Below are 25484 nucleotides of genomic sequence, written 5' to 3'. Positions count from 1 at the left end.
CTTCCTGACCGCCGCCGGGGCTCTCCGCCGGTGAGGGTTTCCGGGGAGCGGGGAGAGCCGTCAGCGGTCCCCGGCGGCGGTCAGGAAGCCGCCGTTGCCGCCCGGCCGGCTTCCAGCCGGGCGATGGGGATACGGAACGGTGAGCAGGACACGTAGTCCAGGCCCACCCCATGGAAGAAGTGCACCGACTCCGGGTCGCCGCCGTGCTCGCCGCAGACGCCGAGCTTGAGGTCGGGGCGGGTCGCCCGGCCTGCGGTCGCGGCAGCCCGGACCAGGGAGCCGACGCCATCGGCGTCGATGGTCTCGAACGGAGAGACCCCGAAGATGCCCTTCTCCAAGTACGTGGTGAAGAAGCTCGCTTCCACGTCGTCGCGGGAGAATCCCCAGACGGTCTGGGTCAGGTCGTTGGTGCCGAAGGAGAAGAAGTCGGCGCTCTCGGCTATCTGACCGGCCGTCAGGGCCGCCCGGGGGAGCTCGATCATCGTGCCGATGGGGATGCCGAGTTCGACGCCGTGCTGGCGCTCGACCTCCGCCACGACCCCCTCGGCCTCGTCGCGGACGATCTCCAGCTCCTGGACGGTGCCCACCAGCGGGATCATGATCTCCGGCAGCGGCGTGCCGCCCGCGAGCCGGCGCTCGGCCGCGGCCTCGGCGATCGCCCGCACCTGCATGATGAACAGGCCGGGTACGACGAGGCCGAGGCGTACGCCGCGCAGTCCCAGCATCGGGTTCTGCTCGTGCAGCCTGCGCACGGCGGACAGCAGCTTGATGTCCTTCTCGTCCTTCTCCAGGGCGACCCGCACCGACAGCTCGGTGAGGTCGGGAAGGAACTCGTGCAGCGGCGGGTCCAGCAGCCGCACCGTGACCGGCAGTCCGTCCATCGCCTCGAAGAGGTCGAGGAAGTCGCCCTTCTGCAGCGGCAGCAGGGACGCCAGCGCGGCCTCCCGGTCGTCGTCGGACTCCGCGAGGATCAACCGCTCGACCAGCTCGCGGCGTTCGCCCAGGAACATGTGCTCGGTGCGGCACAGGCCGATGCCCTGCGCGCCGAACCGGCGGGCTCGGGCGGCGTCCTCGGCGGTGTCGGCGTTGGCCCGCACGGCCATCCGCCGCGCGCCGTCCGCCACGTTCATCAGGCGGTGCACGGCCGCGACCAGCTCGTCGGCGTCCGGGCTCGCGGTGCCCTCGAAGTACTCCATCACCGGCGAGGGAACGACCGGGACCTCGCCCCGGTAGACCTTGCCGGTGGTGCCGTCGATGGACAGCAGCTCGCCCTCGCGGATCACCGTGCCGTCGGCGGTGGTGAGTTCGCGCCGCCCGGCGTCGACGCGCAGGTCCTCGGCGCCGCAGACACAGGTCTTGCCCATGCCGCGGGCGACGACGGCCGCGTGCGAGGTCTTGCCGCCCCGGGAGGTGAGGATGCCCTGCGCGGCGATCATGCCGTCCAGGTCGTCCGGGTTGGTCTCGCGCCGCACCAGGATGACCCGTTCGCCGGCCGCGGCCCTGGCCACGGCGGTCGCGGAGTCGAAGACGGCCGCGCCGACCGCGGCACCCGGCGAGGCGGCGATGCCGGTCACGAGGTGCTCGGCCTTCGCGTCCGCGTCGAAGCGCGGGAACATCAGGTGCGCCAACTGCCCGCCGGTGACCCGGCGCAGCGCCTCGGTCTCGTCGATCAGGCCCTGGTCGACGAGCTGCGTGGCGATGCGGAACGCCGCCGCCGCCGTGCGCTTGCCGACCCGGGTCTGGAGCATCCACAGCTTGCCGCGCTCGATCGTGAACTCGATGTCGCACAGGTCCTTGTAGTGGGTCTCCAGCACCTCCATGATCCGCATCAACTCGGCGTAGGAGGCGGGGTCCAGGCGCTCCAGCTCGGACAGGGGCACGGTGTTGCGGATGCCCGCCACCACGTCCTCGCCCTGGGCGTTCTGCAAGTAGTCGCCGTAGACGCCCTGGTGGCCCGAGGCGGGGTCGCGGGTGAACGCGACGCCGGTGCCGGAGTCGGGGCCCAGGTTGCCGAAGACCATGGAGCAGACGTTGACGGCCGTGCCCAGGTCGTGCGCGATGCGCTCCTGACGGCGGTAGAGCCGCGCGCGGTCGCCGTTCCACGAGTCGAAGACCGCGTGGATCGCGAGGTCCATCTGCTCGCGCGGGTCCTGGGGGAAGTCGCGGCCGGTGGCGTCGCGCACGATGTCCTTGAACTGCGTGACGAGCTTCTGGAGTTCGCCCGCGGTCAGCTCGACGTCGGTGGCCACGCCGGCGGTTTTGCGCATCTCCTCCAGGCGGTCCTCGAAGAGGTCGCCGTCGATGCCCAGCACGGTCTTGCCGAACATCTGGATGAGCCGCCGGTAGGAGTCCCAGGCGAAGCGCTCGTCGCCCGCCTGCTCGGCGAGCGCGGTCACCGAGGCGTCCGTGAGGCCGATGTTGAGGACGGTGTCCATCATGCCCGGCATGGAGAACTTGGCGCCGGAGCGCACGGACACCAGCAGCGGGTCGGCACCCCGGCCGAGCTGCTTGCCCATGCGCTTCTCCAGCGCGGCGAGGTGCGCACTCACCTCGTCGCGCAGGGAAGCCGGTTCGGCCCCGGTGCGCAGGTACTCCCGACACGCGTCGGTGGTGATGGTGAAGCCCGGGGGAACGGGCAGGCCGAGCCTGGTCATCTCGGCGAGGTTGGCGCCTTTGCCGCCCAGGAGGTCCTTGAGGTCCTTGTGACCCTCGGTGAAGTCGTAGACGTACTTCACCATCGGCTCCGTGGCGGCTATCGGCTGCTGGATAAGGGACGTGGTTTGCGTCTCCGGCACGGGACTCGACTCCTCGTGAACGGCTGCCCTGACAGCGGGAGGTTACCCCGCCATTTGCTCATCTGAGCGTCCGCGTCTTCATACGTGAGGGGCATCACGCCCGCAAAAGGGACAAGAGGCCAAGAAAGCTCATGAAACGCATCGGCACTGAGTGCCATTCAGAACCCGCCGGACGGCCTTAGAGCCCTCAATACCCCAGCATCCACGCCCCACAAACGGGTGGCACCGCGGGCCACCCCTCGCGGGCGGCCCCCCGCGCACCCGCGTTCGGCTCCTGAAGGGAGAAAGGGAAGAAAAAGGAGAAAAGGGGGCTCAGGCCGCCAGACCGTTCAGCCGCGAATCGGCCCGGTCCGGCGCGTACAGCGACTCCACGACCATCGCCGCGGCCCCGATCAGCCCCGCCCGGTCACCGAGTCGGGAGGTGACGACCTGGAGATAGGCCGTCGTGCGGGGCATCGCCCGCTGGTACAGCAGCTCCCGCACGCCGGTCAGGAACGGCGGCCCGGCCAGGTCCCCGGCGATCATCAGCACCCCGGGATTGAGCAGCGTCACCACCGTCGCCAGCACCTCCCCCACCAGCCGCCCCGCGTCCCGCGCCAGCCGCAGCGCGTCGGGCTGGCCGATGGAGAGCTGGTCCCGCACCCCGGACCCCGAGGTCGTCGGCACCCCGGCCGCCGTCAGCTGCTCGGCCAGCGCCCGCCCGCTGGCGACGGCGGCGAGACAGCCGTAGGACCCGCAGCGGCACAGCGCGTGCGGATAGCCGCTCAGCCGGATGTGACCGATGTCACCCGCCGCCCCGTCGATCCCCCGGTACATCTCGCCGCCGACCACCACCCCGGCGCCGATGCCGGTGGACACCTTGATCAACAGAAACGCGGAGCACTCCGGGAAGCCCCGGCGCTGCTCCGCGTACGCCATCAGGTTGGCGTCGTTCTCCACCAGCACCGGTATCTCCCCGCCCGCCCCGCTCACATGAGCGGCGAACGCCCGGCGCATGCGCTCGGGCACCGGATACCGGTCCCAGCCCGGCATGATCGGCGGCTGCACCACCTGCCCGGAGACCGCGTCCACCGGCCCCGGCACCGACAGACCGATGCCGCAGACCGAGGAGGCGGGCACCGCCGCCTTGTCGAGCAGCATCCCGAACCACTGCGCCAGCCGGTCCAGCACCTCGCCGGGGCCCTGGTTGATGATCAGCGATCCGGAGTGCTCGGCCAGCACGGTGCCGCCCAGGTCGAGGACGGCGGCGCGCGCGTGCCGGGTCTCCAGGTCGGCGCAGAGCACCACCGCGTGCGAGGCGTCGAACTCCAGCCGCAGCGCCGGCCGCCCCACGGTCGGCACCTCCACCGGATCGGCCGCCGTCTCCCGGATCCACCCCGCCCGGAAGAGCTGATCGAGGCGGTGCCCCACGGTCGACCGGGACAGCCCGGTGATCCGCTGGAGCTCGCCGCGCGTGGTGGCCTGCCCGCTGCGGATCAGCCACAACAGGTGCCCCGCGCTCGCCTGGTTCATGCCTGCCTTCCCGGCCGGGGTGATTTTTCCCTCCCCCTTTAGCTTGTGAAGTCGATATTACAGGGGTACTTTTGCGTGTTAAGTAGACGTAACTCTACGGTACCTTCGACAAAACAAACGGCGATGCCGCATGGCAGTGGCAAAGCCGCCGTCCTATCGGAGCCCACGTGGATCGCGCTGATCAGCCATCAAGACCCGCATCGATCGCATACAACAGCGCACGCAGTGTTCTCTCCGGCAACTGGGTGGGTTCCTCCACGGTCCCCTCCCGCACGCTGTACCCCCACCAGTGGAGCTGGGACTCGGGCTTCATCGCCATCGGACTGCGCCACCTCTCGGCGTTCCGGGCGCAGCTCGAGCTGGAGACCCTGCTCGACGCCCAGTGGTCGGACGGGCGCATCCCGCACATCGTCTTCAACCCCGACGTCCCCCTGACGGCATACTTCCCCAGTCCCGACTTCTGGCGCTCCTCGTCCGCCGGAAGCAAGGCGGGCGCGCCCGCGGCCATCGAGACCTCCGGCATCGTCCAGCCGCCCATCCACGCCCTCGCCGCGTGGCTGGTGCACCAGGCCGACCCCGCCGCCTCCGCGCGCCGGGGCTTCCTGCGCCGCGTCTACCCGCGCCTCATGGCCTGGCAGCGGTACCTGACCGACAGCCGCGACCTCGGCGGCCGGGGCCTGGCGTCCATCGTGCACCCCTGGGAGTCCGGCATGGACAACAGTCCGTGCTGGGACCCGCCCCTCTCCCGCGTCGAGCCGGCCGCGACCGGCACGTTCCACCGCGCCGACCTCGACCACGGCTGCCCGTCCGACCGGCCCACCGACCTGGACTACGGCCGCTATGTGCGGCTCGCCGCGCACTACCGCGACCTCGGGTACCAGGACGACGCCGCCCGGCACCTCTTCGCCGTCGAGGACCCCGGGCTCAACGCCCTGCTGATCGCCTCCGAGCACGCCCTGGCCGAGATCGCCACGGCCCTCGGCGAGGACCCCTCCGACCACCAGGTGCGTGCCGAGCAGCTCACCACGACGCTGCTGAAGCGCCTGTGGAACCCGGAGGCCGGCATGTTCCTGTGCCAGGACGTGATCACCGGCGAGCCGATCGCGGAGCGCAGCGCCGCCGGGCTGCTCCCGCTGATCCTCCCCGGCCTGCCCGGCGACATCGTCGACAGCCTGCTGAGCACGGCCGCCGGCGAGCACTTCGGCCTCGGCTCCGCCACCCGCCTGGTGCCGAGCTACGACCTGACCGGCTGCGCGTTCGACCCCGCGCGGTACTGGCGGGGTCCCGCCTGGTTCAACGTCAACTGGCTGCTGGAGCGCGGCCTGCGGCGGCACGGCGCGCGGCGCCGGGCCGACGCCCTGCGCGCCACCATGCTGCGGGCCGCCACGACGTCCGGCTTCGCCGAGTACGTCGACCCGTTCACCGGCGAGGCCCGCGGCACCCGCGACTTCAGCTGGACGGCCGCTCTCACCATCGACCTCATCGCGGAGGTGGCGTGTTGATCGCGACGACCCACTGCCTGCTCGTCCGGGACGGCACCTTCGTCGCGGTCGGCCCGTCCGGTGACATCACCGACGAGCGCGGCTCCCACCCGCTGGGCCTGTTCGCCCGTGACGCCCGGCACATCAGCCGCTGGCAGCTCACCGTCGACGGCTCCACCCCGACGGTGCTGGTGCCCGCCACCACCACCGGCTCCTCGGCCACCGCCGTGCTGACCCCGCGCGGCTCGCGCGCCGAGGCCCCCGCGCTGACGGTGTTCCGCGAGCAGACCGTGAGCGACGGCGCCCTGACCGAGCGGATCCGCCTCAGCAGCAACCGGGGGGACGCCTCCAGCGCCCTGGTCGCGCTCACCGTCAACGCCGACTTCGCCGACCAGTTCGAGCTGCGCTGGGACCACCGCTGGTACGACAAACCGCACGCGGTCCGCACCCGCGCCTCCCTGCCGGACGGTGTCGAGTTCGGGTACCGGCGCCGCGAGTGGTCCGCGCGGACCGTGGTCACCGCCCGGCCCGCCCCCGACGCGGTGGAGGAGACCGGCAGCGGCGCGCGGCGCCTGTGCTGGCTGCTCGACCTGCCGCCGCACGGCTCCGCCGAGCTGACGCTGCGCGTCGAGGCCCACCCCAACGGCGCGCCCGAGCCGCAGGCCGCCGGGGCCGCCGACGTCTTCCCGGCCGACGCCGTCGCCGAGACCGAGGTCCCGCCCGGCTGGCCGGAGCTGGCACGGGCCTGCGCCCAGGGCTCCGCCGACCTGTCCGTGCTGCGCGTCGCGGCCACCGGGCCGGACGGCGAGGCGCTGCGGGTCCCGGCCGCGGGCGTGCCGTGGTTCCTGACGCTGCTGGGCCGGCACGCCCTGATCACGTCCCTGTTCACGCTCTCCAGCCGCCCGGAGCTGGCCGCCGCCACCCTGCTGGCCCTGGCCGCCACCCAGGCGACGGCCGAGGACGCCGACCGGATCGCGCAGCCCGGCAAGATCGTCCACGAGCTGCGCCACGGCGAGCTGGCGTACTTCCGGCAGGTCCCCTACGGCCGGTACTTCGGGTCCGTCGACAGCACCCCGCTCTTCCTGATGCTGCTGGGCGCGCACGCCGAGGCGACCGCCGACGACAAGCTCGCCCACCGCCTGGAGCGCAACGCGCGGGCCGCCGTGGACTGGATGTTCGAGTACGGCGGGCTGCGCGAGCACGGCTACCTGCTGTACCGGGCGGACGCCGGCGGCCTGGCCAACCAGAGCTGGAAGGACTCGGCGGGCGCGATCTGCTTCGCCGACGGCACCCCGGCCAAGGGCGTGATCCGGGCCGCCGCCGCCCAGGGGTACGCCTACGACGCGCTGCGCCGCACCGCCCGGCTGGCCCGCACCGCGTGGGGCGACGCGTCGTACGCGGACCGCCTGGAGGACGCGGCCCACCGGCTGCGGCAGCGCTTCCGCGCGGACTTCTGGCTGCGCGAGCACGACTTCCCGGCGCTGGCCCTGGACGGCGACGGCCGCCGCGCGGACGCGCTCGGCTCCGACGCGGGCCACCTGCTGTGGACCGGCATCCTCACCCAGGACCACGGCGAGGCGGTGGCCGAGCGGCTGCTGTCCGCCGAGTTCTTCTCCGGCTGGGGCATCAGGACCCTGGCGGCGGGCCAGGAGGCGTACCACCCGCTGTCGTACCACCGGGGCAGCGTCTGGCCGCACGACAGCGCGATCGCCGCCCTCGGCCTGGCCCGGTACGGCCTGCACGACCAGGCGCGGGCGCTGGCACGCGGCATCCTCGACATGGCCGCCCGGCACGACTACCGGATGCCGGAGGTCATCGCGGGCTACGCGCGCGCCGACCACCCGGACCCGGTCCCCTACCCGCACGCCTGTTCCCCCCAGGCGTGGTCGGCGGCCTCGCCGTTCGCCCTGCTGACGGCCGTGGCCGCGGCCGGGGAGGACGCCCCGGGCGGCTGACGCCCGCCGGCCGGGGCGTCAGCCGCCCGAGGTGTCCTGCTCGGCCTCGCACCCCACGGCGGCCGACGCGTCGTACGGGTCGGCCAGCCAGCCGTCCGGCAGGACCACCCGGCTCTTGCCGGAGGTCCGGCCGCGCGGCCCGTCGGCGCCCGCCGGCCAGGGCTGGTCGAGGTCCAGCTCCGCCAGCAGCGCCGCCAGCTCGTCCAGGGACGCGGCGACGGCCAGCCGTCCCCGCGTCTCGGAGCCGACCGGGAAGCCCTTGGTGTACCAGGCGACATGCTTGCGGAAGTCGATGACGCCGCGCGCCTCGTCGCCCAGCCACTCCCCGAGCAGCGCGGCGTGCCGCAGCATCACGTCCGCGACCTCGCGCAGCGACGGCCGCGCGTACGCCTCGGCGCCGGTCCCGGCGCCGCCCCCGCCGTCGAACGCGGCGACCAGGTCCGCGAACAGCCACGGCCGCCCCAGGCAGCCGCGCCCGACGACCACGCCGTCGCAGCCGGTCTCGCGGACCATGCGCAGCGCGTCGTCCGCCGACCAGATGTCCCCGTTCCCCAGCACCGGGATCTCCGGGACGGCCTCCTTCAGCCGGGCGATCGCCGACCAGTCGGCCTGGCCGCCGTAGTGCTGCGCGGCGGTGCGGCCGTGCAGGGCGATGGCCGTCACGCCCTCCCCGACCGCGGTCCGGCCCGCGTCGAGGTACGTCAGGTGGTCGTCGTCGATGCCCTTGCGCATCTTCATCGTCACCGGCAGCCCGCCCGCGTTCCGCACGGCCTGGCGCAGGATGGCGCGCAGCAGGGGCCGCTTGTACGGCAGGGCGGAGCCGCCGCCGCGCCGGGTCACCTTGGGGACCGGGCAGCCGAAGTTCAGGTCGATGTGGTCGGCCAGGTCCTCGTCCGCGATCATGCGGACGGCGCGGCCGACCGTCTCCGGATCGACGCCGTAGAGCTGCACGGACCGGGGCTTCTCGACGGCGTCGAAGTGGATCAGCCGCATGGTCTTGTCGTTCCGCTCGACCAGCGCCCGGGTGGTGATCATCTCGCTGACGAACAGGCCGCGGCCCCCGCTGAACTCCCGGCACAGCGTGCGGAACGGCGCGTTGGTGATCCCGGCCATCGGCGCGAGGACCACCGGCGGGTCGACCGTGTGCGGGCCGATCTGCAGCGGCTGGGTCATGGGCGGTCCTTCACGGGCTCGGTCGGGGACGACGGGTGCGGCACGGTCTTCCATTCTCCCCCCGGTTCTCCGCCCCCGTCCGCGCCCGCTTCCCGGTCGGCCGCGCGGATCAGCGCGTGCAGCCGCTCCAGCCGTTCCCGGGACTCCTCGTCGGCGGGTGTGTAGGCCACCAGCCGGGCGCCGTGCTGGGGGCCGAGCCACAGCCGGGCGCCGTCCAGGTACAGCAGGCCGACGCGCGGGTTGCGGAAGCGCTTGGGCTTGGTGGGGTGGGAGCGGACGACCTCGTGGCGCTCCCACAGCTCGCGGAACTCGGCGGACTCCCGCTGGAGCCGCTTCAGCAGGTGCTTCCAGGCGGGCTCGGCGATGTGCTCGGCCATGAACGCCCGGTAGTTGGCGGTCATCAGGCGGATGGTCTCCTCGCGGTCCACCAGCGCCGCGCCCCAGGCGGGGTCGGTGAAGGCCAGCAGCATGCAGTTGCGGTTCTCCGGCGGGACGCTGTCGAGGTCGCAGAGCAGATGGGCGTAGACGCGGTTGTAGGCGAGGATGTCGTACCGGCTGTTCTGCACGCAGGCGGGGATCGGCTCCAGCTGCCGCAGCACCTCGCGCAGCGCGGCGGACACACCGGTGGACTCGGCGCCGGGCGTCGGGTCGGTGACCCCGGCGAGGGTGAACAGGTGCGCCCGCTCGTTGGCGTCGAGGAGCAGGGTCCGCGCGATCGCGTCGAGCACGCCCGCCGAGACCTGGATGTCACGCGCCTGCTCCAGCCACGTGTACCAGGTGACGCCGACGTTCGACAGGTGCGCGACCTCCTCGCGGCGCAGGCCCGGCGTGCGCCGCCTGCGGCCCCGGGACAGGCCGACCCGCTCGGGCGTGATGCGCTCCCGCCGGCTGCGCAGGAACGCGGCCAGCTCGCCGCGGCGCATGCTTCCCTCGTCGGCCGGACGCGGGCCGGGGGCGGTCCGCCGCGGTTCCTCCACGGTTGTCATCCCTCCAGAGTGCCCCTGTCGTGCGGACGGTTTCCAGGTAGCCGTTGTACCAGGACAAGGACACTCTGGTACCAGGCTCCGCCGGGGGCGCAGCGTGGCAGGCGTGACTGACTCCTCTGCCACGACTTCCCCGGCCGCGGGCCCGGTCCCGGCGGCCGTTCCCGCGCCGCGACGGCCCGCCGACGGGCCCGGGGGCGGCGGGTCGCTCGGCCCGCTGGGTCTCTTCACGGTCCTGTTCGGCGCCGCCCTCCCCCTCATCGACTTCTTCATCGTCAACGTCGCCCTGCCCACCATCGACCGCGACCTGCGCGCGGGACCCGCCCTGCTGGAGCTGGTCGTCGCGGGGTACGGCGTCGCCTACGCCGTGCTGCTGGTCCTCGGCGGCCGGCTCGGCGACATGTTCGGCCGCCGCAGGCTCTTCCTCGTCGGGCTCACCGCGTTCGGCCTGACCTCGCTGGCGTGCGGGCTGGCGCCCGACGCCTGGTCGCTGGTGGCGGCGCGCGTCGCGCAGGGCGCCTCGGCCGCGCTGATGCAGCCGCAGGTGCTGGCGACGATCCAGTCGGCCACGGCCGGGCGCCACCGGGCGAGGGCGGTCGGCCTGTACGGCGCGACCGCCGGGCTGGCGATGGTCGCCGGCCAGATCCTCGGCGGGGTCATGGTCGCCGCCGACATCGCGGGCACCGGCTGGCGCTCGGTGTTCCTGGTGAACGTGCCGGCCGTGGCGGTCGGCCTGGCGCTGGTGGCGCGGACGATACCCGAGACCCGGGCCGCCCGCCCGGCGCCGGTCGACGTGCCGGGCACGGCGCTGCTGGCCGTCTCCCTGGTGACGCTGATGGTGCCGCTGACCGAGGGCCGGGCGGCCGGGTGGCCGGGGTGGACGTGGGTGCTGCTCGGCCTCTTCCCGGTGACGGCCTGGGCGTTCTTCGCCGTGGAGCGGCGCGCGGAGCGCGGGCCCGGCACGGTGCCGCTGGTGCCGCCGGAGCTGCTGCGGCTGCCGGGCATGCGGCGGGCGCTGCCGCTGCTGATGCTGGGCGTCGCCGGGTTCGGCGGCTTCATGTTCGTGATGGCCGTCGCGTTCCAGAGCGGCCTGGAGTACGGCCCGGTGCGGGCGGGCACCGCGCTGGTGCCGTACGCCGTCGCGTTCTTCGCCGCCTCGCTGGCCGGGCCGCGGCTGACCGCCCGGCACGGCGCCCGGGTGGTCACGGCCGGGGGCGCGGTGCAGGTGATCGGCATCGCCGCGCTGGTCCCGGCCGTGCTGCGGGGCTGGTCCGGCCTGAGCCCGCTGGACCTGGCGCCGGGCCTGGCCGTGGCGGGCTTCGGACAGGGCCTGCAGATGCCGGTGCTGATGCGGCTGGTGCTCGCGGACGTGCCGCCCGAGCGGGCCGGGGTGGGCGCGGGGGTGATGGCGACGGCCCAGCAGTCGGCCATGGCGCTGGGGGTGGCGCTGCTCGGGGCGCTGTTCCTGGCGGTGGAGGCGTCCTGGGGCATGCGGGAGGCACTGGCCGTGACGCTGACCGCGCAGCTCGCGGCGGTGGCCCTGACGGCGGCCCTGAGCCTGCGGCTGCCGAGGGGGGCGGACGGATGAGCGGCTGACGGCCGGGGTGGCTGTCAGTAGCGACTCCTACACTGGCCGTGCACTGGAAGAGTCGCCGAAGGAGGCGCATCATGACCGTGATGATGGAGCGACCGACGATAAGGATCCCCGCCGGCCCGGCCGAGTTCGAAGAGCTCCGCCGGGTGCTGGACAGGATGGAGGTGCCCGAGGGCTACCGGGCGGAAATCATCAGGGGGGGCATTCGCATGACGCCGTGGTCACAGGGTTTCTATTTGTCCATCATGGATTCCCTGACGGATCAGCTCCGGCCCCATGTGCCCGATGGGCACCGGGTGAGCCAGGCTCCCTGTCTGTACGTCTTTCCGGGGCGCGGCCGGGCCTATGGCCCGGATGTCCATGTGGCGGACGCCGGGGCCACGCACATCCGCAGCACCCACCTGCCGGGAGAGGCGCTGGCCCTGGTGGCGGAGCTGACCTCCGAGTCCACGGCCGATGTCGACCGCGCCGACAAGGTCGAGGTGTACGGAAAGGCGGGCGTCCCGGTGTACGTCCTCGTGGACATGCTGGAATCGGGCGTCACCGTGTTCTCGCAGCCGGACGAGGAGAAGGGGTACCAGGCCCACACGAGGATTCCGTTCGGCAAGACGGTCCACATCCCGGCGCCGTTCGACTGCGAGCTGGACACCTCGGGCTGGGAGAGCTGAGCCGCGGTCCGGCCCCCGTGGGGGCCGGACCCGGTGGCGATCAGGGGGTCAGCAGCCGACCAGGCGGGCGGCCAGGTACGACTCGATCTGATCCAGGGAGACCCGCTCCTGCTTCATCGAGTCGCGCTCGCGCACGGTGACCGCGTTGTCGTCCAGGGTGTCGAAGTCGATCGTCACGCAGAACGGCGTGCCGATCTCGTCCTGGCGGCGGTAGCGGCGGCCGATGGCGCCCGCGTCGTCGAACTCGATGTTCCAGTTCCTGCGCAGCGCCGTGGCCAGGTCGCGGGCCTTGGGCGAGAGCTGCGGGTTCCGCGAGAGCGGGAGCACGGCGACCTTGACCGGGGCCAGCCGGGGGTCGAGGCCGAGGACCGCGCGCTTCTCCATCTTGCCCTTGGCGTTGGGCGCCTCGTCCTCACGGTAGGCGTCGAGCATGAACGCCAGCATGGTGCGGCCGACACCGGCCGCCGGCTCGATGACGAACGGTGTCCAGCGCTCGCCGGCCTCCTGGTCGAAGTAGCTCAGGTCCTGGCCCGACGCCTTGGAGTGCGCGTTGAGGTCGTAGTCGGTGCGGTTGGCGATGCCCTCCAGCTCGCCCCACTCCGAGCCCGCGAAGTTGAAGCGGTACTCGATGTCGACCGTGCGCTTGGAATAGTGGGACAGCTTCTCCTTCGGGTGCTCGAACCACCGGATGTTGGTCTCGGTCATGCCGAGGTCCCGGTACCAGTTCCAGCGCTGCTCCATCCAGTACCCGTGCCACTGCTCGTCCTCGCCCGGCTTGACGAAGAACTCCATCTCCATCTGCTCGAACTCGCGGGTGCGGAAGATGAAGTTGCCCGGAGTGATCTCGTTCCGGAAGGACTTGCCCATCTGCGCGATGCCGAACGGCGGCTTGCGGCGCGACGTCTGCTGCACCTGTGCGAAGTTGGTGAAGATGCCCTGCGCGGTCTCGGGGCGCAGATAGGCCACCGAGCCAGTGTCCTGGGTCGGGCCGAGGTGGGTCGAGAGCAGCCCGGAGAACTGCTTGGGCTCGGTGAAGCCGCCCTTGTTGCCGCAGTTGGCACAGTTGATGTCGGCCAGCCCGTTGACCGGGGGGTGCCCGTGCTTCTCCTCGTACGCCTCCTCCAGGTGGTCCACGCGGTACCGCTTGTGGCACGAGGTGCATTCGGTGAGCGGGTCGGTGAACGTGGCGACGTGGCCGGAGGCCTCCCAGACCTCGGTGGCCAGGATCACCGACGAGTCGATCCCCACAACGTCGTCGCGCGACGTGACCATGGCCCGCCACCACTGGCGCTTGACGTTCTCCTTCAGCTCCACGCCCAGCGGTCCGTAGTCCCAGGCGGCACGCTGCCCGCCGTAGATCTCGCTGCTGGGGTAGACGAAGCCACGGCGCTTGCTGAGGCTGACGATAGTGTCGATCTTGTCGGCGGCCACGGTGCTCTCTTCGGGACGAAGGACCAGACGGAATGCCTGAAGGTTACCGGCGTCGCAGGGGGCCGCAGCAAATCGGTGAGCGGGAATCCGCCGGGCCCCTCACCGCCCGCCCCGCCGGGCCCGGGCAACTCTTCGGTCACATCTTCGAGCAAGCACTGCTGACCCATTTGACAATGATTTCCAGTTGACTTGAAAATGGCTGTCATGACCGCAAGACGCAGCGCCCGTTCCCGCGCCCGAATATCCGCCACCGCCCTCACCGCCGGGGCCGCCGTCCTGGGCACGCTCGCCCTGACCGGCTGCGGCTCCGGGGACGGCGGGGACGGCGCGGCGGACGGGCGGCTGGACGTGGTCGCGTCGTTCTACCCCCTGGAATTCCTCGTCGAGCGGATCGGCGGGGAGCACGTCTCGGTCGAGACCCTCACCGAGCCGGGCACCGAGCCGCACGATCTGGACATCGGCCCGCGCCAGACGGCCCGCCTCACCGAGGCCGATCTCGTCGTCTACCAGGCCGGGTTCCAGCCCGCCGTGGACGAGGCCGTCGAGCAGTCCGGCGCGGAGCAGGTCGTGGAGGCCACCTCGTTCACCGAGTTGGAGGCCCACGGCGAGGAGGAGCACGCGGAGGAGGGCCACGCCGAGGAAGAGGGCCACGCCGAGGAAGAGGGCCACGCCGAGGAGGAAGCCGGGCACGAGGGCCACGACCACGGCGAGGACGGCCTCGACCCGCACATCTGGCTGGACCCGCTGAAGTACGCGGAGGTCGCCGAGGGCGTCGGTGCCGCCCTGGCCGAGGCCGACCCGGACCACGCCGCCGACTACGAGCGGAACACCACGCGCCTCACCGACGAGCTGACCGCCCTGGACCAGGAATTCGCCGAGGGCCTGGCGACGACCGAGACCGACACGTTCATCACCACGCACGCCGCCTTCGGCTACCTCGCGGCCCGCTACGGCCTGCACGAGGAGTCCATCGCCGGCCTGGACCCCGAGTCCGAGCCGTCCGCCGCCAGGATGCGCGAACTGCAGGAGGTCGCGGAGGATGACAACGTGACCACCGTGTTCTTCGAGACCCTGGTCAGCGACGAGACCGCGCGCACCCTCGCCGGTGACCTGGGCCTGGAGACCGCGGTCCTGGACCCGGTGGAGGGAATCACCGACGACTCCCCGGGCGCTGACTACTTCGAGGTGATGCGCGCGAACCTCCAGGCCCTCCGCGAGGCCCTGGGGGCGGCCTGACCGACACCGGGGGCCGCGGAAAGGAAGCACCGACATGGAGCCCGTCATATCGCTGACCGGAGTCACCGCCGAGCTGGGCGGACGCCCCGTGCTGCGCGGCGTCGACCTGGTCGTGCGCCCGGGCGAGGCGGTGGCGCTGCTGGGCGCCAACGGCTCGGGGAAGTCGACGGCGGTGCGGACCGCGGTCGGTCAGGTCCCGGTCACCGGCGGTGAGCTGGCCCTGTTCGGCACCCCCGTGCGCCGCTTCCGGGACTGGGCCCGCGTCGGGTACGTCCCGCAGCGCTCGACCGCGGCCGGCGGCGTGCCCGCCACCGTCCGCGAGGTCGTCTCCGCGGGGCGTCTCGCCCGCCGCGGGCTGCTCCCGCTCCGCCGCGCCGACCGGGCGGCCGTGGACCGCGCCCTGGGGCTGGTCGGGCTCGCGGACCGCGCCGGGGACTCCGTCGGCGCCCTGTCCGGCGGCCAGCACCAGCGGGTGCTGATCGCCCGCGCGCTGACCGGCGAGCCGGACCTGCTGATCATGGACGAGCCGCTGGCCGGGGTCGACCTGGCCAGCCAGCGGGTCCTGGCCGGCACGCTCCGGGCGCAGCTCGACGCGGGTGTGGCCGTGCTGCTCGTGCTGCACGAGCTGGGTCCGCTGGAGCCGCTGATCGACCGGGCGGTGATCCTCTCCCACGGCCGGGTGGAGCGCACGGTCGACCACCCGGCGCAGCTTCCCGAGAGCCACGCCTGCCACCCGGCGGACGCCCTCGAACCGTCCGCCGAGCCGTCCCTCCAGACCGGGATTCTGTGATGCCGTGATGTTCGAAGTCCTGGACTACCCGTTCATGCAGCGGGCCCTGCTGGCCGCGCTGCTGATCGGGATCGCCGCCCCGGCCGTCGGGATCTACCTCGTGCAGCGCCGCCAGGCCCTGATGGGCGACGGCATCGGGCACGTCGCCCTGACCGGCGTGGCCCTCGGCTTCCTGCTGAACGCCAACCCGGTGTGGATGGCGGTCGCCGTCTCCGCCGTCGGCGCGGTCGCCATGGAGCTGCTGCGCTCCTCGGGCCGGGCGCGCGGCGACATCGCCCTGGCCATGCTGTTCTACGGCGGCATGGCGGGCGGCGTGATGATCATCAACCTGGCGCCCGGCGGCTCCACGGCGAACCTGACGTCCTACCTCTGGGGCTCGGTCACCACCGTCTCCCCCGCCGACATCACCGCGATCTCCTGGCTCTCGGCGTTCGTGCTGCTGGTCTCGCTCGGCCTGCGGCGCCAGCTCTTCGCGGTCTGCCAGGACGAGGAGTTCGCCCGCGTCACCGGCCTGCCGGTGCGCGCGCTGAACCTGATGCTGGCCGTCACCGCGGCGGCCACCGTCACCGTCGCCATGCGGGTCGTCGGCCTGCTGCTGGTGAGCGCCCTGATGGTGATCCCGGTGGTAGCGGCCCAGCAGGCGACCCGCGGCTTCGCGATGACGCTGGCGCTGGCCGTGGCCATCGGCGTGCTGGTCGCGGTCTCCGGCACGGTCACCTCGTTCCACGCCGACGTCCCGCCCGGCGCCACGATCGTGCTCTTCGCGCTCGGCCTGTTCGTGCTGATCTCCCTGCTCGCCCTGCCGCTCGCCCGGCACCGGGCCCGCCGCGCCGCCACCGGGGCCGGGGCCGAACGCCCGGGCCACAAGCCCGCCCTGGCCGCCCGTCCGTGACCGCGCGGAAAGCGGCTACCCTGGCGAGGCAGGGACGGCAGACGCAAGGAGGCCCAGTCGTGGGGACGGCAGAACCGCCGGTGCGCGGCCGGTCGACGCGCCAGCGCGCGGCGGTCGCGGCGGCGCTCGCCGAGGTGGACGAGTTCCGCAGCGCGCAGGAGCTGCACGACATGCTCAAGCACCGCGGCGACTCGGTCGGCCTGACGACCGTCTACCGCACGCTCCAGTCCCTCGCCGACGCGGGCGAGGTGGACGTCCTGCGCACCAGCGACGGCGAGGCCGTCTATCGCCGGTGCAGCACCGGGGAGCACCACCACCACCTGGTCTGCCGCTCCTGCGGCAAGGCGGTAGAGGTGGCCGGGCCCGTCGTCGAGAAGTGGGCCGACGCCATCGCCACCGAGTACGGCTTCGTGGACGTCGACCACACCGTGGAGATCTTCGGCACCTGCGGCGACTGCGCCGGCTGCCCCGGCGGACGGCGCGGCTGAGCCGCGCCGCGGGCCACATGGCAGGTCACTCGGCGGGCGCGTCCGTCCGGTCCGGCCGGGCCACCTCGTTGGGCACCGCGCCGCCGAAGCGGCGGTCGCGGGCGGCGTACTGCGCGCAGGCGTCCCACAGGTGGCGGCGGTCGAAGTCCGGCCACAGGACGTCCTGGAAGACCATCTCGGCGTAGGCGCTCTGCCAGATCAGGTAGTTGGAGGTGCGCTGCTCCCCCGAGGGGCGCAGGAAAAGGTCGACGTCCGGCATGTCCGCGAAGTACAGGTACCGGGAGAACGTCTTCTCGTTGACCTTCTCCGGCGATATCCGCCCCGCCCGCACGTCCTCGGCCAGCCGCGCCGCCGCGTCCGCGATCTCCGCGCGCCCGCCGTAGTTGACGCACATGTACAGCGTCATCGCGTCGTTGTCCCGGGTGCGTTCCTCGGCGGCCTGGAGCTTGTGGACCACCGACTTCCACAGCTTCGGCTCCCGCCCGGCCCACCGCACGCGCACGCCCATCGCGTCCAGCTCGTCGGTGCGGCGGTCGATGACGTCCCGGTTGAAGCCCATCAGGAAGCGCACCTCGTCCGGGGACCGCTTCCAGTTCTCCGTGGAGAAGGCGTAGAGCGAGAGGTTCTTCACGCCGATCTCCAGGCAGCCCTTGACCACCTCCAGGACCACGGCCTCGCCCCGCTTGTGCCCCTCGGTGCGGGGCAGTCCGCGCTCCTTGGCCCACCGGCCGTTGCCGTCCATGACGAGCGCCACGTGCCGGGGGACGAGCTCGCCCGGCAGCTTGGGCGGACGGGCGCCGGAGGGGTGCGGATCGGGGGCGCGGTACTCGCGACGCTGCCGGGACGACAGCATTCCGCGGGGGGCCATAGGGGAACTCCGTAAGGTCAGTGCGGTCTCGCCGCCGAGGGTATCCCGGTCAGCCCTTCTCGACGAACCTCAAGGACCGCAGCCCGCGCTCCAGATGCCAGTGCAGATACGCGGAGACCAGCCCGCTGCCCTCCCGGACGTGCCGGGCCTCGGCGCCGTCGGCCGTCTCCCAGTCGCCGGTCAGCAGCGCGCCCAGCAGCCGCAGCGCCTCGGGGGACGGCACGACGCTGCCCGGCACCCGGCAGTCGCCGCACACGGCGCCGCCCGCGGCCAGCGAGAAGAACCGGTTGGGCCCCGGCAGCCCGCACCGGGCGCAGTCCTCGAAGCTCGGGGCGTAGCCGCCGACCGCGAGCGACCGCAGCAGGAACGCGTCCAGCACGAGCCCCGGTGCGTGCGCCCCCGAGGCCAGCGTCCGCAGCGCCCCGATCAGCAGCAGGTACTGCTGGACGTTCGGCTCGCCCTCGTGGTCGGTGAACCGCTCCGCCGTCTCCAGCATCGCCGTGCCCGCCGTGTAGCGGCCGTAGTCGTCCACGATGTGCCGGCCGTAGGGCGCGATCGTCTCGGTCTGCGTGCACAGCGGCAGCCCGCGCCCGACCAGCGCGCTGCCCCGCGCGAAGAACTGCACGTCGACGTGGGAGAACGGCTCCAGGCGCGCCCCGAACTTCGACTTCGTCCGCCGCACCCCGCGCGCCACCGCCCGCACCCGGCCGTGCCCGCGCGTGAGCAGCGTGATGATCCGGTCCGCTTCGCCCAGCTTCTGGGTGCGCAGCACGATGCCGTCGTCGCGGAACAGACTCATGCCGCCATTCTGGCCCATGCCCCGAACGGCCCACCCCCGCCGGGCGGGTCCCGCGCCGGTCCCCGAAGGTGGACGCGTGGACCCCCGTGCGACGCCCCGGCCTCCCGGGCGGCGCCGCAGCCTGCTGTTCCCCACCGAGCCGGTGCTGCGCGTCGGCCGCTGGAACGTCTCCTGGCTGCTGCCCGCCGCGGTGCTGGTGGCCATCGCGGCGGGCGACTGGAACACCTCCGGCGACTTCCGGATCGTCACCTGGATCGTGCTGGTCCCGGGCATCGCGGGCGCGCTGTGCGGGGTGCCGGCCACCGCGCTGTTCGCCGTGGCCTGCGCCCTCACCTACGCGGTGCTCGACAACGCCTGGGAGTACGACTACCAGGAGGGCCCGGCCGACTTCCTCCTGGTGGTGGCGGGCGGGCTGCTCGCCGTCCTGGCCTGCTGGCTGCGGGTCCGTGCCCAGGGCCTGCTGACGCGCGTGGAGGACGCCGCCGAGGCCATCCGGCTGGCGGTGATCCGCCCGATCCCGCCCGGGTCGGGCGGGCTGGACTCCGCGAGCACCTATCTGACGGCGGACATCGCCACCCGCGTCGGCGGCGACTTCTTCGACGTCCAGCCGTCGCCGCACGGCGCGCGGGTGCTCCTCGGCGACGTGCAGGGCAAGGGCACCTCGGCGGTGGACGCGGCGGCGGCGCTGCTGGGCGCGTTCCGCGAGGCCGCGTACTACGAGGCGGACCTCGCCGCGGTGGCCCAGCGCCTGGACAGCCGGATGCGCCGGCACAACGCCTACACCGCGGCCCTGGGCCAGACCGACGAGCGGTTCGCGACGGCCGTGCTCGTCGGGTTCCCGGAGCGGGACACGGGCGCGGTGGACATGGTCAACTTCGGCCACGCCGGCCCGCTGGCCGTCGGCCCGGCCGGGGTGCGGGACCTCCCCGAGGGCAACGGGCCGCCACTGGGCCTGACCACGCTGACCGGGAGCCTGCCGCCCGTGGTGCGGGTGCCGTTCGCCGCCGACGAGACCCTGCTGCTGGTCACCGACGGCGTCACCGAGGCCCGCGACCCGGACGGCGTGTTCCTGCGCCTGTCCGAGCACCTGGCGCGGGGCGGCGACCCGGCGCCCGACGCGGTGGTGGCGCGGGTGGAGGAGGCGGTGCTGCGGCACACGCGCGGCAGGCTCGCGGACGACACGGCGATCCTGGCGGTGCGGCGGACGGCCGGGGGGCGGGTGCCGGAGGAGGCCGGGGGGAATTAGGCTCCGTCCATGTCGAGGAGGTCCCTGCCGGCCGCCGGCGCGTGTGCGGCGCTCTCCGTCCTGCTGACCACGACGGGGTGCCTGGGCACCGCGGGTGCGGACGCGGAGCTGCCCGGGGTGCTGGCGCAGGTGCGGTTCACGATCCTGCCGCCGGACGGGATCACGTACGTGGACGCGGAGCGGGCGCGGGAGCTGGTGGACGAGGACCCCGAACGCTTCGCGTTCGTCGCGGACTTGGGCACCCCCCTCCCGGCGGACGGCTACGTCCCCGACCCGGACGGCGCGGAGGCGGCCGTGACGGTGGGCTTCACCGACCACTACGGGTACTGGGTGGGCCGCTTCGACGTGGACGACGTCGAAGGCGACCTGGCGGACCAGGGGTTCGAGGAGGAGCAAGGGATCTGGCGGAGCGAGGAGGCCGGACGGACTTTCCAGGTCTCCGGCGACCGGATCGTGTGGGGCGACGAGGACTTCAGCCCGGCCCGGCTGGAGGAGGGCGAGTCCGTGGCCGACTCCCTCGACTACGCCGAAGTGACGGACTGTCTGGGGAGCGTCTACCGCGCGGACTTCATCCAGGGCGAGGAGAACGCGGCGGTCCCGCTGTACGCGTACGGGCACGGGGCGGAGTCGGAGGACGAGACGTGGACGGTGCTGTGCGTGCTGACGTCCGACGCGGAAACGGCGGACGAGGCCGCCGGCTTGCTGCGGGAGACGATCGGGAACCACCCGGACACGTACGAGGACGCCGAGGTCGAACGGCTGACCGGCGGCGAGGGCGTGCGGGTCACCGTCCCCGACACCCGCCCGGAACAGCTGCCGGGCCGGCTGCTCTCCACGGACGTGGGACTGATGCGGACGCTGGCGCAGCTGTGAGTGTCCGGGTCACGTGAACGGCGCTGTCCTGCCGTTGCGGAAAACCCGGACGCGGGCGCGGCGGGAGGCGAAGAACAGTGCGCGGTGGAGGGTGCGGGCCACACCCTAGGAGCCGCGCCGTTTCCGTCGGCGCAGCGGCCCCGACGCACGGAAACGGGGGAGTCGGGTCCGCACGCCGACCGGGCCCAGGGGTGAGCTCAGCGTGTCCGCGCTCCCCGTCGTCGTGAGGCGCTGCGCGCATGGAACGATCAGCGCCCACGGCAGGCGCCGGCCCCGCCACGCGCGCCCGGGGCGGGAGGCGGCCGAAGCGCCCGGCACCGCGCCTCTCGCCGGAGGCGGTCGGTGTGGCGTATGTCTCGCATGCTGATACGCGGGAGGTGCACGGCGTCGGCGGGGTTAGGCTGGTCCCGCGATGCGCTACGGGATGCTTCTTCTTAGCCGCCGCGGCGAGGGTCTGTAGTCACACCTACGGCCGACCCCCTCCCCGCGGAGTTCGGCGCTGCCGTCGGCCCTTCCCATTCCGCCGCGATCCCGCGCAGGGCGCACCGCAAGGAGATCCCCGCACCATGAGCAACGCCGCCAGGAAGCCGACTCCCGTCACCGCCGCCACCGTACGCCAGCGGCCCTCCGGGATGCCGATCCACAAGTACCGCCCGTTCGAGGCCGTGGACATCCCCGACCGGACGTGGCCCGGCCGCCGCATCACCGCCGCCCCCCGCTGGCTGTCCACCGACCTCAGGGACGGCAACCAGGCCCTGATCGACCCGATGTCCCCGGCCCGCAAGCGCGCCATGTTCGACCTGCTGGTGCGCATGGGCTACAAGGAGATCGAGGTCGGCTTCCCGTCCTCCGGCCAGACCGACTTCGACTTCGTGCGCTCCATCATCGAGGAGGACGCGATCCCGGAGGACGTCACGATCTCCGTGCTGACGCAGGCCCGCGAGGAGCTGATCGCGCGCACCGTCGAGTCCCTGGCCGGCGCCCGCCGCGCCACCGTCCACCTCTACAACGCGACGGCGCCCTCGTTCCGCCGCGTCGTCTTCCGGGGCGGCCGGGACGAGGTGCGGCAGATCGCGGTGGACGGCACCCGGCTGGTGATGGAGTACGCGGAGAAGCTGCTGGACGACCGGACGGTGTTCGGGTACCAGTACAGCCCGGAGATCTTCACGGACACCGAGCTGGACTTCGCGCTGGAGGTCTGCGAGGGCGTCATGGACGTCTGGCAGCCCGGCCCCGGCCGCGAGATCATCCTCAACCTGCCCGCCACCGTGGAGCGCTCCACGCCGTCCACGCACGCCGACCGGTTCGAGTGGATGTCGCGGAACCTGTCGCGGCGCGAGTTCGTGTGCCTGTCCACCCACCCCCACAACGACCGGGGCACGGCCGTGGCCGCCGCCGAGCTGGCGCTGATGGCGGGCGCGGACCGGGTCGAGGGCTGTCTGTTCGGGCAGGGCGAGCGGACCGGGAACGTCGACCTGGTGACCCTGGGCATGAACCTGTTCTCGCAGGGCGTCGACCCGCGGATCGACTTCTCCGGGATCGACGAGATCCGCCGCACCTGGGAGTACTGCAACCAGATGGAGGTGCACCCGCGCCACCCGTACGCGGGCGACCTCGTCTACACCGCGTTCTCCGGCTCGCACCAGGACGCGATCAAGAAGGGCTTCGAGGCGATGGCCGACGAGGCCGCGCGGGCGGGCGTGTCCGTGGACGAGCTGGTCTGGGACGTGCCGTATCTGCCGATCGACCCCAAGGACGTCGGCCGCTCCTACGAGGCGGTGATCCGGGTCAACTCGCAGTCCGGCAAGGGCGGTGTCGCGTACGTGCTGAAGACGGACCACAAGCTGGACCTGCCGCGCCGGATGCAGGTGGAGTTCTCCCGGATCATCCAGGAGAAGACGGACGCCGAGGGCGGCGAGGTCACCCCGGCGCAGATCTGGGACGTCTTCCAGGACGAGTACCTGCCGGTGCCCGGCGCCGCCTGGGGCCGGATCGCGCTGCGCGAGGCGCAGACGTCGACCACCAGCGACGGGCACGACGCCCTCACCGTCGAGGCGGTGGTGGACGGCCTGGACACCGTGCTCACCGGCACGGGCAACGGGCCGCTGGCCGCGTTCTTCGACGCCCTGGCGGCGGCCGGGGTCGTGGACGAGGACGTGCGGCTGCTGGACTACGTGGAGCACACGATGGGCCAGGGCGCCGGGTCGCAGGCCGCCGCATACATCGAGTGCGCGATCGGTGACCGGGTGCTGTGGGGCGTCGGCATCGACGCGAACATCGTGCGGGCCTCCCTGAAGGCGGTCGTCTCCGCCGTCAACCGGGCGACGCGCCCGGCGCGGTAGGCCCCGGGTCCGCGACCGGTTTTGCCGACGCCCTACTGACGCGGACCGCCCCATGTGGTTAGCATCACGCCCACGGCAAGGTTGCCGAACGGTAACGGAGGTACGGCGTGGTGCGCTCCAGGATGGCCAGGCTGGCGGGGACGCGGACGGCCTGGCGGGTGGTCGACGACGGTGATTTCTTCTGCGCCGCCTGCGGCGGGGACCGCTGCTATCAGCGGCTCGGCGGGCGGCGCAGGTTCACCGTGCTCGGGCTGCCGGTGCTGTCGCGCGGCGCGGTGGAGCCGGTCGTGGAGTGCGTGTCGTGCCGTGGGCGTTTCCCGCTGTCCGCCCTGGACGAGCCGACCACCACGCGGTTGTCGGCGCTGCTGCGGGACGGCGTGCACACCGTCGCCCTCGCGCTGCTGGCCGCCGGGGGCAGCGGGGCCCTCGCCGCGCGCCGGGCGGCGGTGGAGTCGGTGCGGGCGGCCGGGTTCGCGGACTGCACCGAGGAGCGCTTACTGACCCTGCAGGCGGCGATGGACGTGCGGAACCTGCCCCTGCTGGACCGGGAGGTCCGCGAGGCGCTGACCGCGCTGACGCCGCACCTGGCGGTGCCGGGCCGGGAGAGCCTGCTGCTGCGCGGGGCGCGCATCGCGCTGGCGGACGGTCCGTACGGGGCGGCGGAGCGGGAGATGCTGACGGCGGTCGGCGAGGCGCTGCGGCTGCCCCCGGCCGACACCGAACGGCTGCTCGCGGCGGCGGCGCTGCCGCGTTAGGCGGTGCGGCGGCGCAGGGTGACCGCGCCGAGGCCGAGGATGCCGAGCCCGACGGCGGCGACGACGACCACGTCGCGCAGGAAGTCGCCCGCGACGCCGTGGCCGCGGAGCACCTCCGTCATGGCGTCCACGGAGTACGACATCGGCAGCGCGTGGGAGAGGTGCTCCAGGACCGGCTGCATCGTGTCGCGCGGCGTGAACAGCCCGCACAGCAGGATCTGCGGGATCAGCAGCGCGGGCAGGAACTGCACGGCCTGGAACTCGGTGGCGGCGAACGCCGAGACGAACAGCCCGAGCGCGATGCCCAGCAGCGCGGTGAGCAGCGCGGCGACGAGCAGCAGCCAGGACGAGCCGGCGATGTCGAGGTCGAGGAACCAGACGGCGAGCGCGGTCGCCAGCCCGGCCTGGAGGACGGCGAACGCGCCGAGCGCGAGGGCGTAGCCGAAGAGCAGGTCGGCCTTGCCCAGGGGCATGGTCAGCAGCCGTTCGAGGGTGCCGGAGGCGCGCTCGCGCAGGGTGGTGATCGAGGCGACGAGGAACATGGTGATCATCGGAAAGATGCCCAGCAGCGAGGAGCCGACGCGGTCGAAGAGGCGCGGGTCGGACACGAAGACGTAGTGCAGCAGCACGAGCAGCAGCAGCGGGACGCCGAGCAGCAGGGCGACGGTGCGCGGGTCGTGGCCGAGCTGCCGCAGCACGCGGCGGGCGGTGGCGAGGGTCCTGGCGGCGTTCACGGCGCGGGTCGCTCCTGTCCGGTCTCCCCGACGAGGCGCAGGAACGCCTCCTCGATCGTGTCACTGCCGGTGCGCGCGCGCAGCGCGTCGGGGGTGTCCTCGGCGAGGAGGGCGCCGTCGCGCATCAGCAGCAGACGGTGGCAGCGGTCGGCCTCGTCCATGACGTGCGAGGAGATCAGCAGCGTGGTGCCGCGTTCGGCGGCGAGGCGGTGGAAGAGGTCCCACAGGCTGCGCCGCAGCACCGGGTCGAGGCCGACGGTCGGCTCGTCGAGGACGAGCAGTTCGGGGGTGCCGAGCAGCGCGACGGCGAGGGAGACGCGGGCGCGCTGGCCGCCGGAGAGGGCGGCGGTGAGGCTCCCCTCCTCGGCGGCGAGGTCGACGTCGGCCAGGGCGGAGTCGATGTGGCGGCGGCGGTCGGAGCGGCCGACGCCGAGGATCGCCGCGAAGTAGTCGAGGTTCTGGCGGACGGTCAGGTCGCCGTAGACGGACGGCGCCTGCGTCACGTATCCCAGCCGGTGCCGCAGCGGCGGGCTCCCGGCCGGCCGCCCGAGAACTTCCAGCGTCCCGGTGACCCGCGCCTGCGCGCCGACGACGGCCCGCATCAGCGTGGTCTTGCCGCAGCCGGAGGGCCCGAGCAGCCCGGTGACACTGCCCGCGGGCACCGAGAAGTCCAGCTCCCGCAGTACCTCTTTCCCGCCGCGCACGACGCGGAGCCCGCGCGCGAGCACGGCCGCCCGCGCTTCGTCGGCCATGGATCCGGTACCCCCTTTTGTCCCTCTCCCGCCAGTCCTCTCCCATTCCACCCGATACCGGGTGATTCCGCGCGCCGGGAACAGGGCCGGGGCGGGACCGGGGCGGGACCGGGGAGG

Annotated in this window: 21 protein-coding genes; 12 read left to right on the top strand and 9 right to left on the bottom strand. The window is 73.1% G+C overall.

Going from position 1 to position 25484, the window contains the following annotated elements:
- Positions 1 to 80: 80 nt before the first annotated feature.
- A complete protein-coding gene (ppdK, locus tag ACSNOC_RS19010) occupies positions 81 to 2738 on the bottom strand; it encodes a pyruvate, phosphate dikinase (RefSeq protein ID WP_436748691.1) in 2658 nt (885 codons plus the stop codon).
- Positions 2739 to 3107: 369 nt separating this feature from the next.
- Positions 3108 to 4307 carry an ROK family transcriptional regulator gene (locus ACSNOC_RS19005; RefSeq protein ID WP_436748688.1) on the bottom strand — a complete coding sequence of 400 codons (1200 nt, stop codon included), beginning with the start codon at positions 4305 to 4307 and terminating at the stop codon, positions 3108 to 3110.
- A gap of 167 nt (positions 4308 to 4474) precedes the next feature.
- Here ACSNOC_RS19005 and ACSNOC_RS19000 point away from each other — a divergent pair, with 167 nt between their 5' ends.
- Both ACSNOC_RS19000 and ACSNOC_RS18995 read left to right on the top strand, forming a co-directional pair.
- The gene (locus tag ACSNOC_RS19000) at positions 4475 to 5809 is read left to right on the top strand and encodes an MGH1-like glycoside hydrolase domain-containing protein (RefSeq protein WP_436748687.1); all 1335 of its coding nucleotides are present in this window, start codon (positions 4475 to 4477) and stop codon (positions 5807 to 5809) included.
- Positions 5809 to 7743, top strand: coding sequence for an amylo-alpha-1,6-glucosidase (locus tag ACSNOC_RS18995; RefSeq protein WP_436748690.1), 1935 nt, complete (start codon positions 5809 to 5811; stop codon positions 7741 to 7743). The genes ACSNOC_RS19000 and ACSNOC_RS18995 overlap by 1 nt, the downstream gene beginning before the upstream one ends.
- Positions 7744 to 7761: 18 nt before the next feature.
- On the opposite strand, the gene dusB is transcribed toward ACSNOC_RS18995, so the two are convergent.
- A complete protein-coding gene (gene dusB / locus ACSNOC_RS18990; protein WP_436748686.1) occupies positions 7762 to 8916 on the bottom strand; it encodes a tRNA dihydrouridine synthase DusB in 1155 nt (384 codons plus the stop codon).
- Positions 8913 to 9902, bottom strand: coding sequence for a helix-turn-helix transcriptional regulator (locus ACSNOC_RS18985; protein ID WP_436748685.1), 990 nt, complete (start codon positions 9900 to 9902; stop codon positions 8913 to 8915). The genes dusB and ACSNOC_RS18985 overlap by 4 nt, the downstream gene beginning before the upstream one ends.
- Before the next feature lie 103 nt (positions 9903 to 10005).
- Between ACSNOC_RS18985 and ACSNOC_RS18980 the strand changes: the two genes are divergently transcribed.
- Together ACSNOC_RS18980 and ACSNOC_RS18975 are read left to right on the top strand one after the other, a co-directional pair.
- Positions 10006 to 11487, top strand: coding sequence for an MFS transporter (locus ACSNOC_RS18980; RefSeq protein ID WP_436748684.1), 1482 nt, complete (start codon positions 10006 to 10008; stop codon positions 11485 to 11487).
- A gap of 80 nt (positions 11488 to 11567) precedes the next feature.
- Complete coding sequence (locus ACSNOC_RS18975) at positions 11568 to 12161, top strand: Uma2 family endonuclease (protein WP_436748683.1); 594 nt, start codon at positions 11568 to 11570, stop codon at positions 12159 to 12161.
- 48 nt (positions 12162 to 12209) lie between these two features.
- Here the strand turns inward: ACSNOC_RS18975 and ACSNOC_RS18970 are convergent, their stop codons facing one another.
- Positions 12210 to 13592: a glycine--tRNA ligase gene (locus ACSNOC_RS18970; protein ID WP_436748682.1), complete on the bottom strand. Its 1383-nt coding sequence runs from the start codon at positions 13590 to 13592 to the stop codon at positions 12210 to 12212.
- Positions 13593 to 13787: 195 nt separating this feature from the next.
- On the opposite strand from ACSNOC_RS18970, the gene ACSNOC_RS18965 reads away from it, so the two are divergent.
- Genes ACSNOC_RS18965 through ACSNOC_RS18950 form a run of 4 tightly spaced genes read left to right on the top strand, consistent with a single transcriptional unit; the run spans position 13788 to position 16998 of the window.
- Entirely contained in the window at positions 13788 to 14828 is a 1041-nt protein-coding gene (locus ACSNOC_RS18965) for a metal ABC transporter substrate-binding protein (protein ID WP_436748681.1), read from the top strand.
- Positions 14829 to 14862: 34 nt separating this feature from the next.
- Positions 14863 to 15618 (top strand): metal ABC transporter ATP-binding protein, encoded by a 756-nt coding sequence (locus ACSNOC_RS18960; RefSeq protein WP_436748680.1) that lies wholly within the window; start codon positions 14863 to 14865, stop codon positions 15616 to 15618.
- Between the two features lie 7 nt (positions 15619 to 15625).
- Entirely contained in the window at positions 15626 to 16510 is an 885-nt protein-coding gene (locus ACSNOC_RS18955; protein WP_436748679.1) for a metal ABC transporter permease, read from the top strand.
- Positions 16511 to 16569: 59 nt separating this feature from the next.
- The gene (locus ACSNOC_RS18950; protein ID WP_436748678.1) at positions 16570 to 16998 is read left to right on the top strand and encodes a Fur family transcriptional regulator; all 429 of its coding nucleotides are present in this window, start codon (positions 16570 to 16572) and stop codon (positions 16996 to 16998) included.
- 25 nt (positions 16999 to 17023) lie between these two features.
- Here ACSNOC_RS18950 and ACSNOC_RS18945 read toward each other — a convergent pair whose 3' ends face one another.
- Both ACSNOC_RS18945 and recO read right to left on the bottom strand, forming a co-directional pair.
- Positions 17024 to 17866, bottom strand: coding sequence for an isoprenyl transferase (locus ACSNOC_RS18945; RefSeq protein WP_436748677.1), 843 nt, complete (start codon positions 17864 to 17866; stop codon positions 17024 to 17026).
- A 49-nt stretch (positions 17867 to 17915) separates the two neighbouring features.
- Positions 17916 to 18665 (bottom strand): DNA repair protein RecO, encoded by a 750-nt coding sequence (gene recO, locus ACSNOC_RS18940; protein ID WP_436748676.1) that lies wholly within the window; start codon positions 18663 to 18665, stop codon positions 17916 to 17918.
- A gap of 76 nt (positions 18666 to 18741) precedes the next feature.
- Between recO and ACSNOC_RS18935 the strand changes: the two genes are divergently transcribed.
- The 4 genes from ACSNOC_RS18935 (at position 18742) to ACSNOC_RS18920 (ending at position 23881) form a co-directional block, all read left to right on the top strand.
- Positions 18742 to 19911 carry a PP2C family protein-serine/threonine phosphatase gene (locus ACSNOC_RS18935; RefSeq protein WP_436748675.1) on the top strand — a complete coding sequence of 390 codons (1170 nt, stop codon included), beginning with the start codon at positions 18742 to 18744 and terminating at the stop codon, positions 19909 to 19911.
- Between the two features lie 9 nt (positions 19912 to 19920).
- A complete protein-coding gene (locus ACSNOC_RS18930; protein ID WP_436748674.1) occupies positions 19921 to 20784 on the top strand; it encodes a hypothetical protein in 864 nt (287 codons plus the stop codon).
- Positions 20785 to 21350: 566 nt separating this feature from the next.
- Positions 21351 to 23126 carry a 2-isopropylmalate synthase gene (gene leuA, locus ACSNOC_RS18925; RefSeq protein ID WP_436748673.1) on the top strand — a complete coding sequence of 592 codons (1776 nt, stop codon included), beginning with the start codon at positions 21351 to 21353 and terminating at the stop codon, positions 23124 to 23126.
- Positions 23127 to 23248: 122 nt separating this feature from the next.
- Positions 23249 to 23881 carry a TerB family tellurite resistance protein gene (locus tag ACSNOC_RS18920; protein WP_436748689.1) on the top strand — a complete coding sequence of 211 codons (633 nt, stop codon included), beginning with the start codon at positions 23249 to 23251 and terminating at the stop codon, positions 23879 to 23881.
- On the opposite strand, the gene ACSNOC_RS18915 is transcribed toward ACSNOC_RS18920, so the two are convergent.
- Together ACSNOC_RS18915 and ACSNOC_RS18910 are read right to left on the bottom strand one after the other, a co-directional pair.
- Positions 23878 to 24615: an ABC transporter permease gene (locus ACSNOC_RS18915; protein ID WP_436748672.1), complete on the bottom strand. Its 738-nt coding sequence runs from the start codon at positions 24613 to 24615 to the stop codon at positions 23878 to 23880. The two genes, ACSNOC_RS18920 and ACSNOC_RS18915, sit on opposite strands and share 4 nt — an antisense overlap.
- The gene (locus ACSNOC_RS18910) at positions 24612 to 25367 is read right to left on the bottom strand and encodes an ABC transporter ATP-binding protein (RefSeq protein WP_436748671.1); all 756 of its coding nucleotides are present in this window, start codon (positions 25365 to 25367) and stop codon (positions 24612 to 24614) included. The genes ACSNOC_RS18915 and ACSNOC_RS18910 overlap by 4 nt, the downstream gene beginning before the upstream one ends.
- Positions 25368 to 25484 lie beyond the last annotated feature (117 nt).

The organism is Streptomyces sp. URMC 129 (assembly GCF_051386415.1).
Classification (GTDB): domain Bacteria; phylum Actinomycetota; class Actinomycetes; order Streptomycetales; family Streptomycetaceae; genus Streptomyces.
The sequence above is the reverse complement of the archived record's forward strand: the minus strand, read 5'-3'. Positions and strand labels throughout refer to the sequence as shown.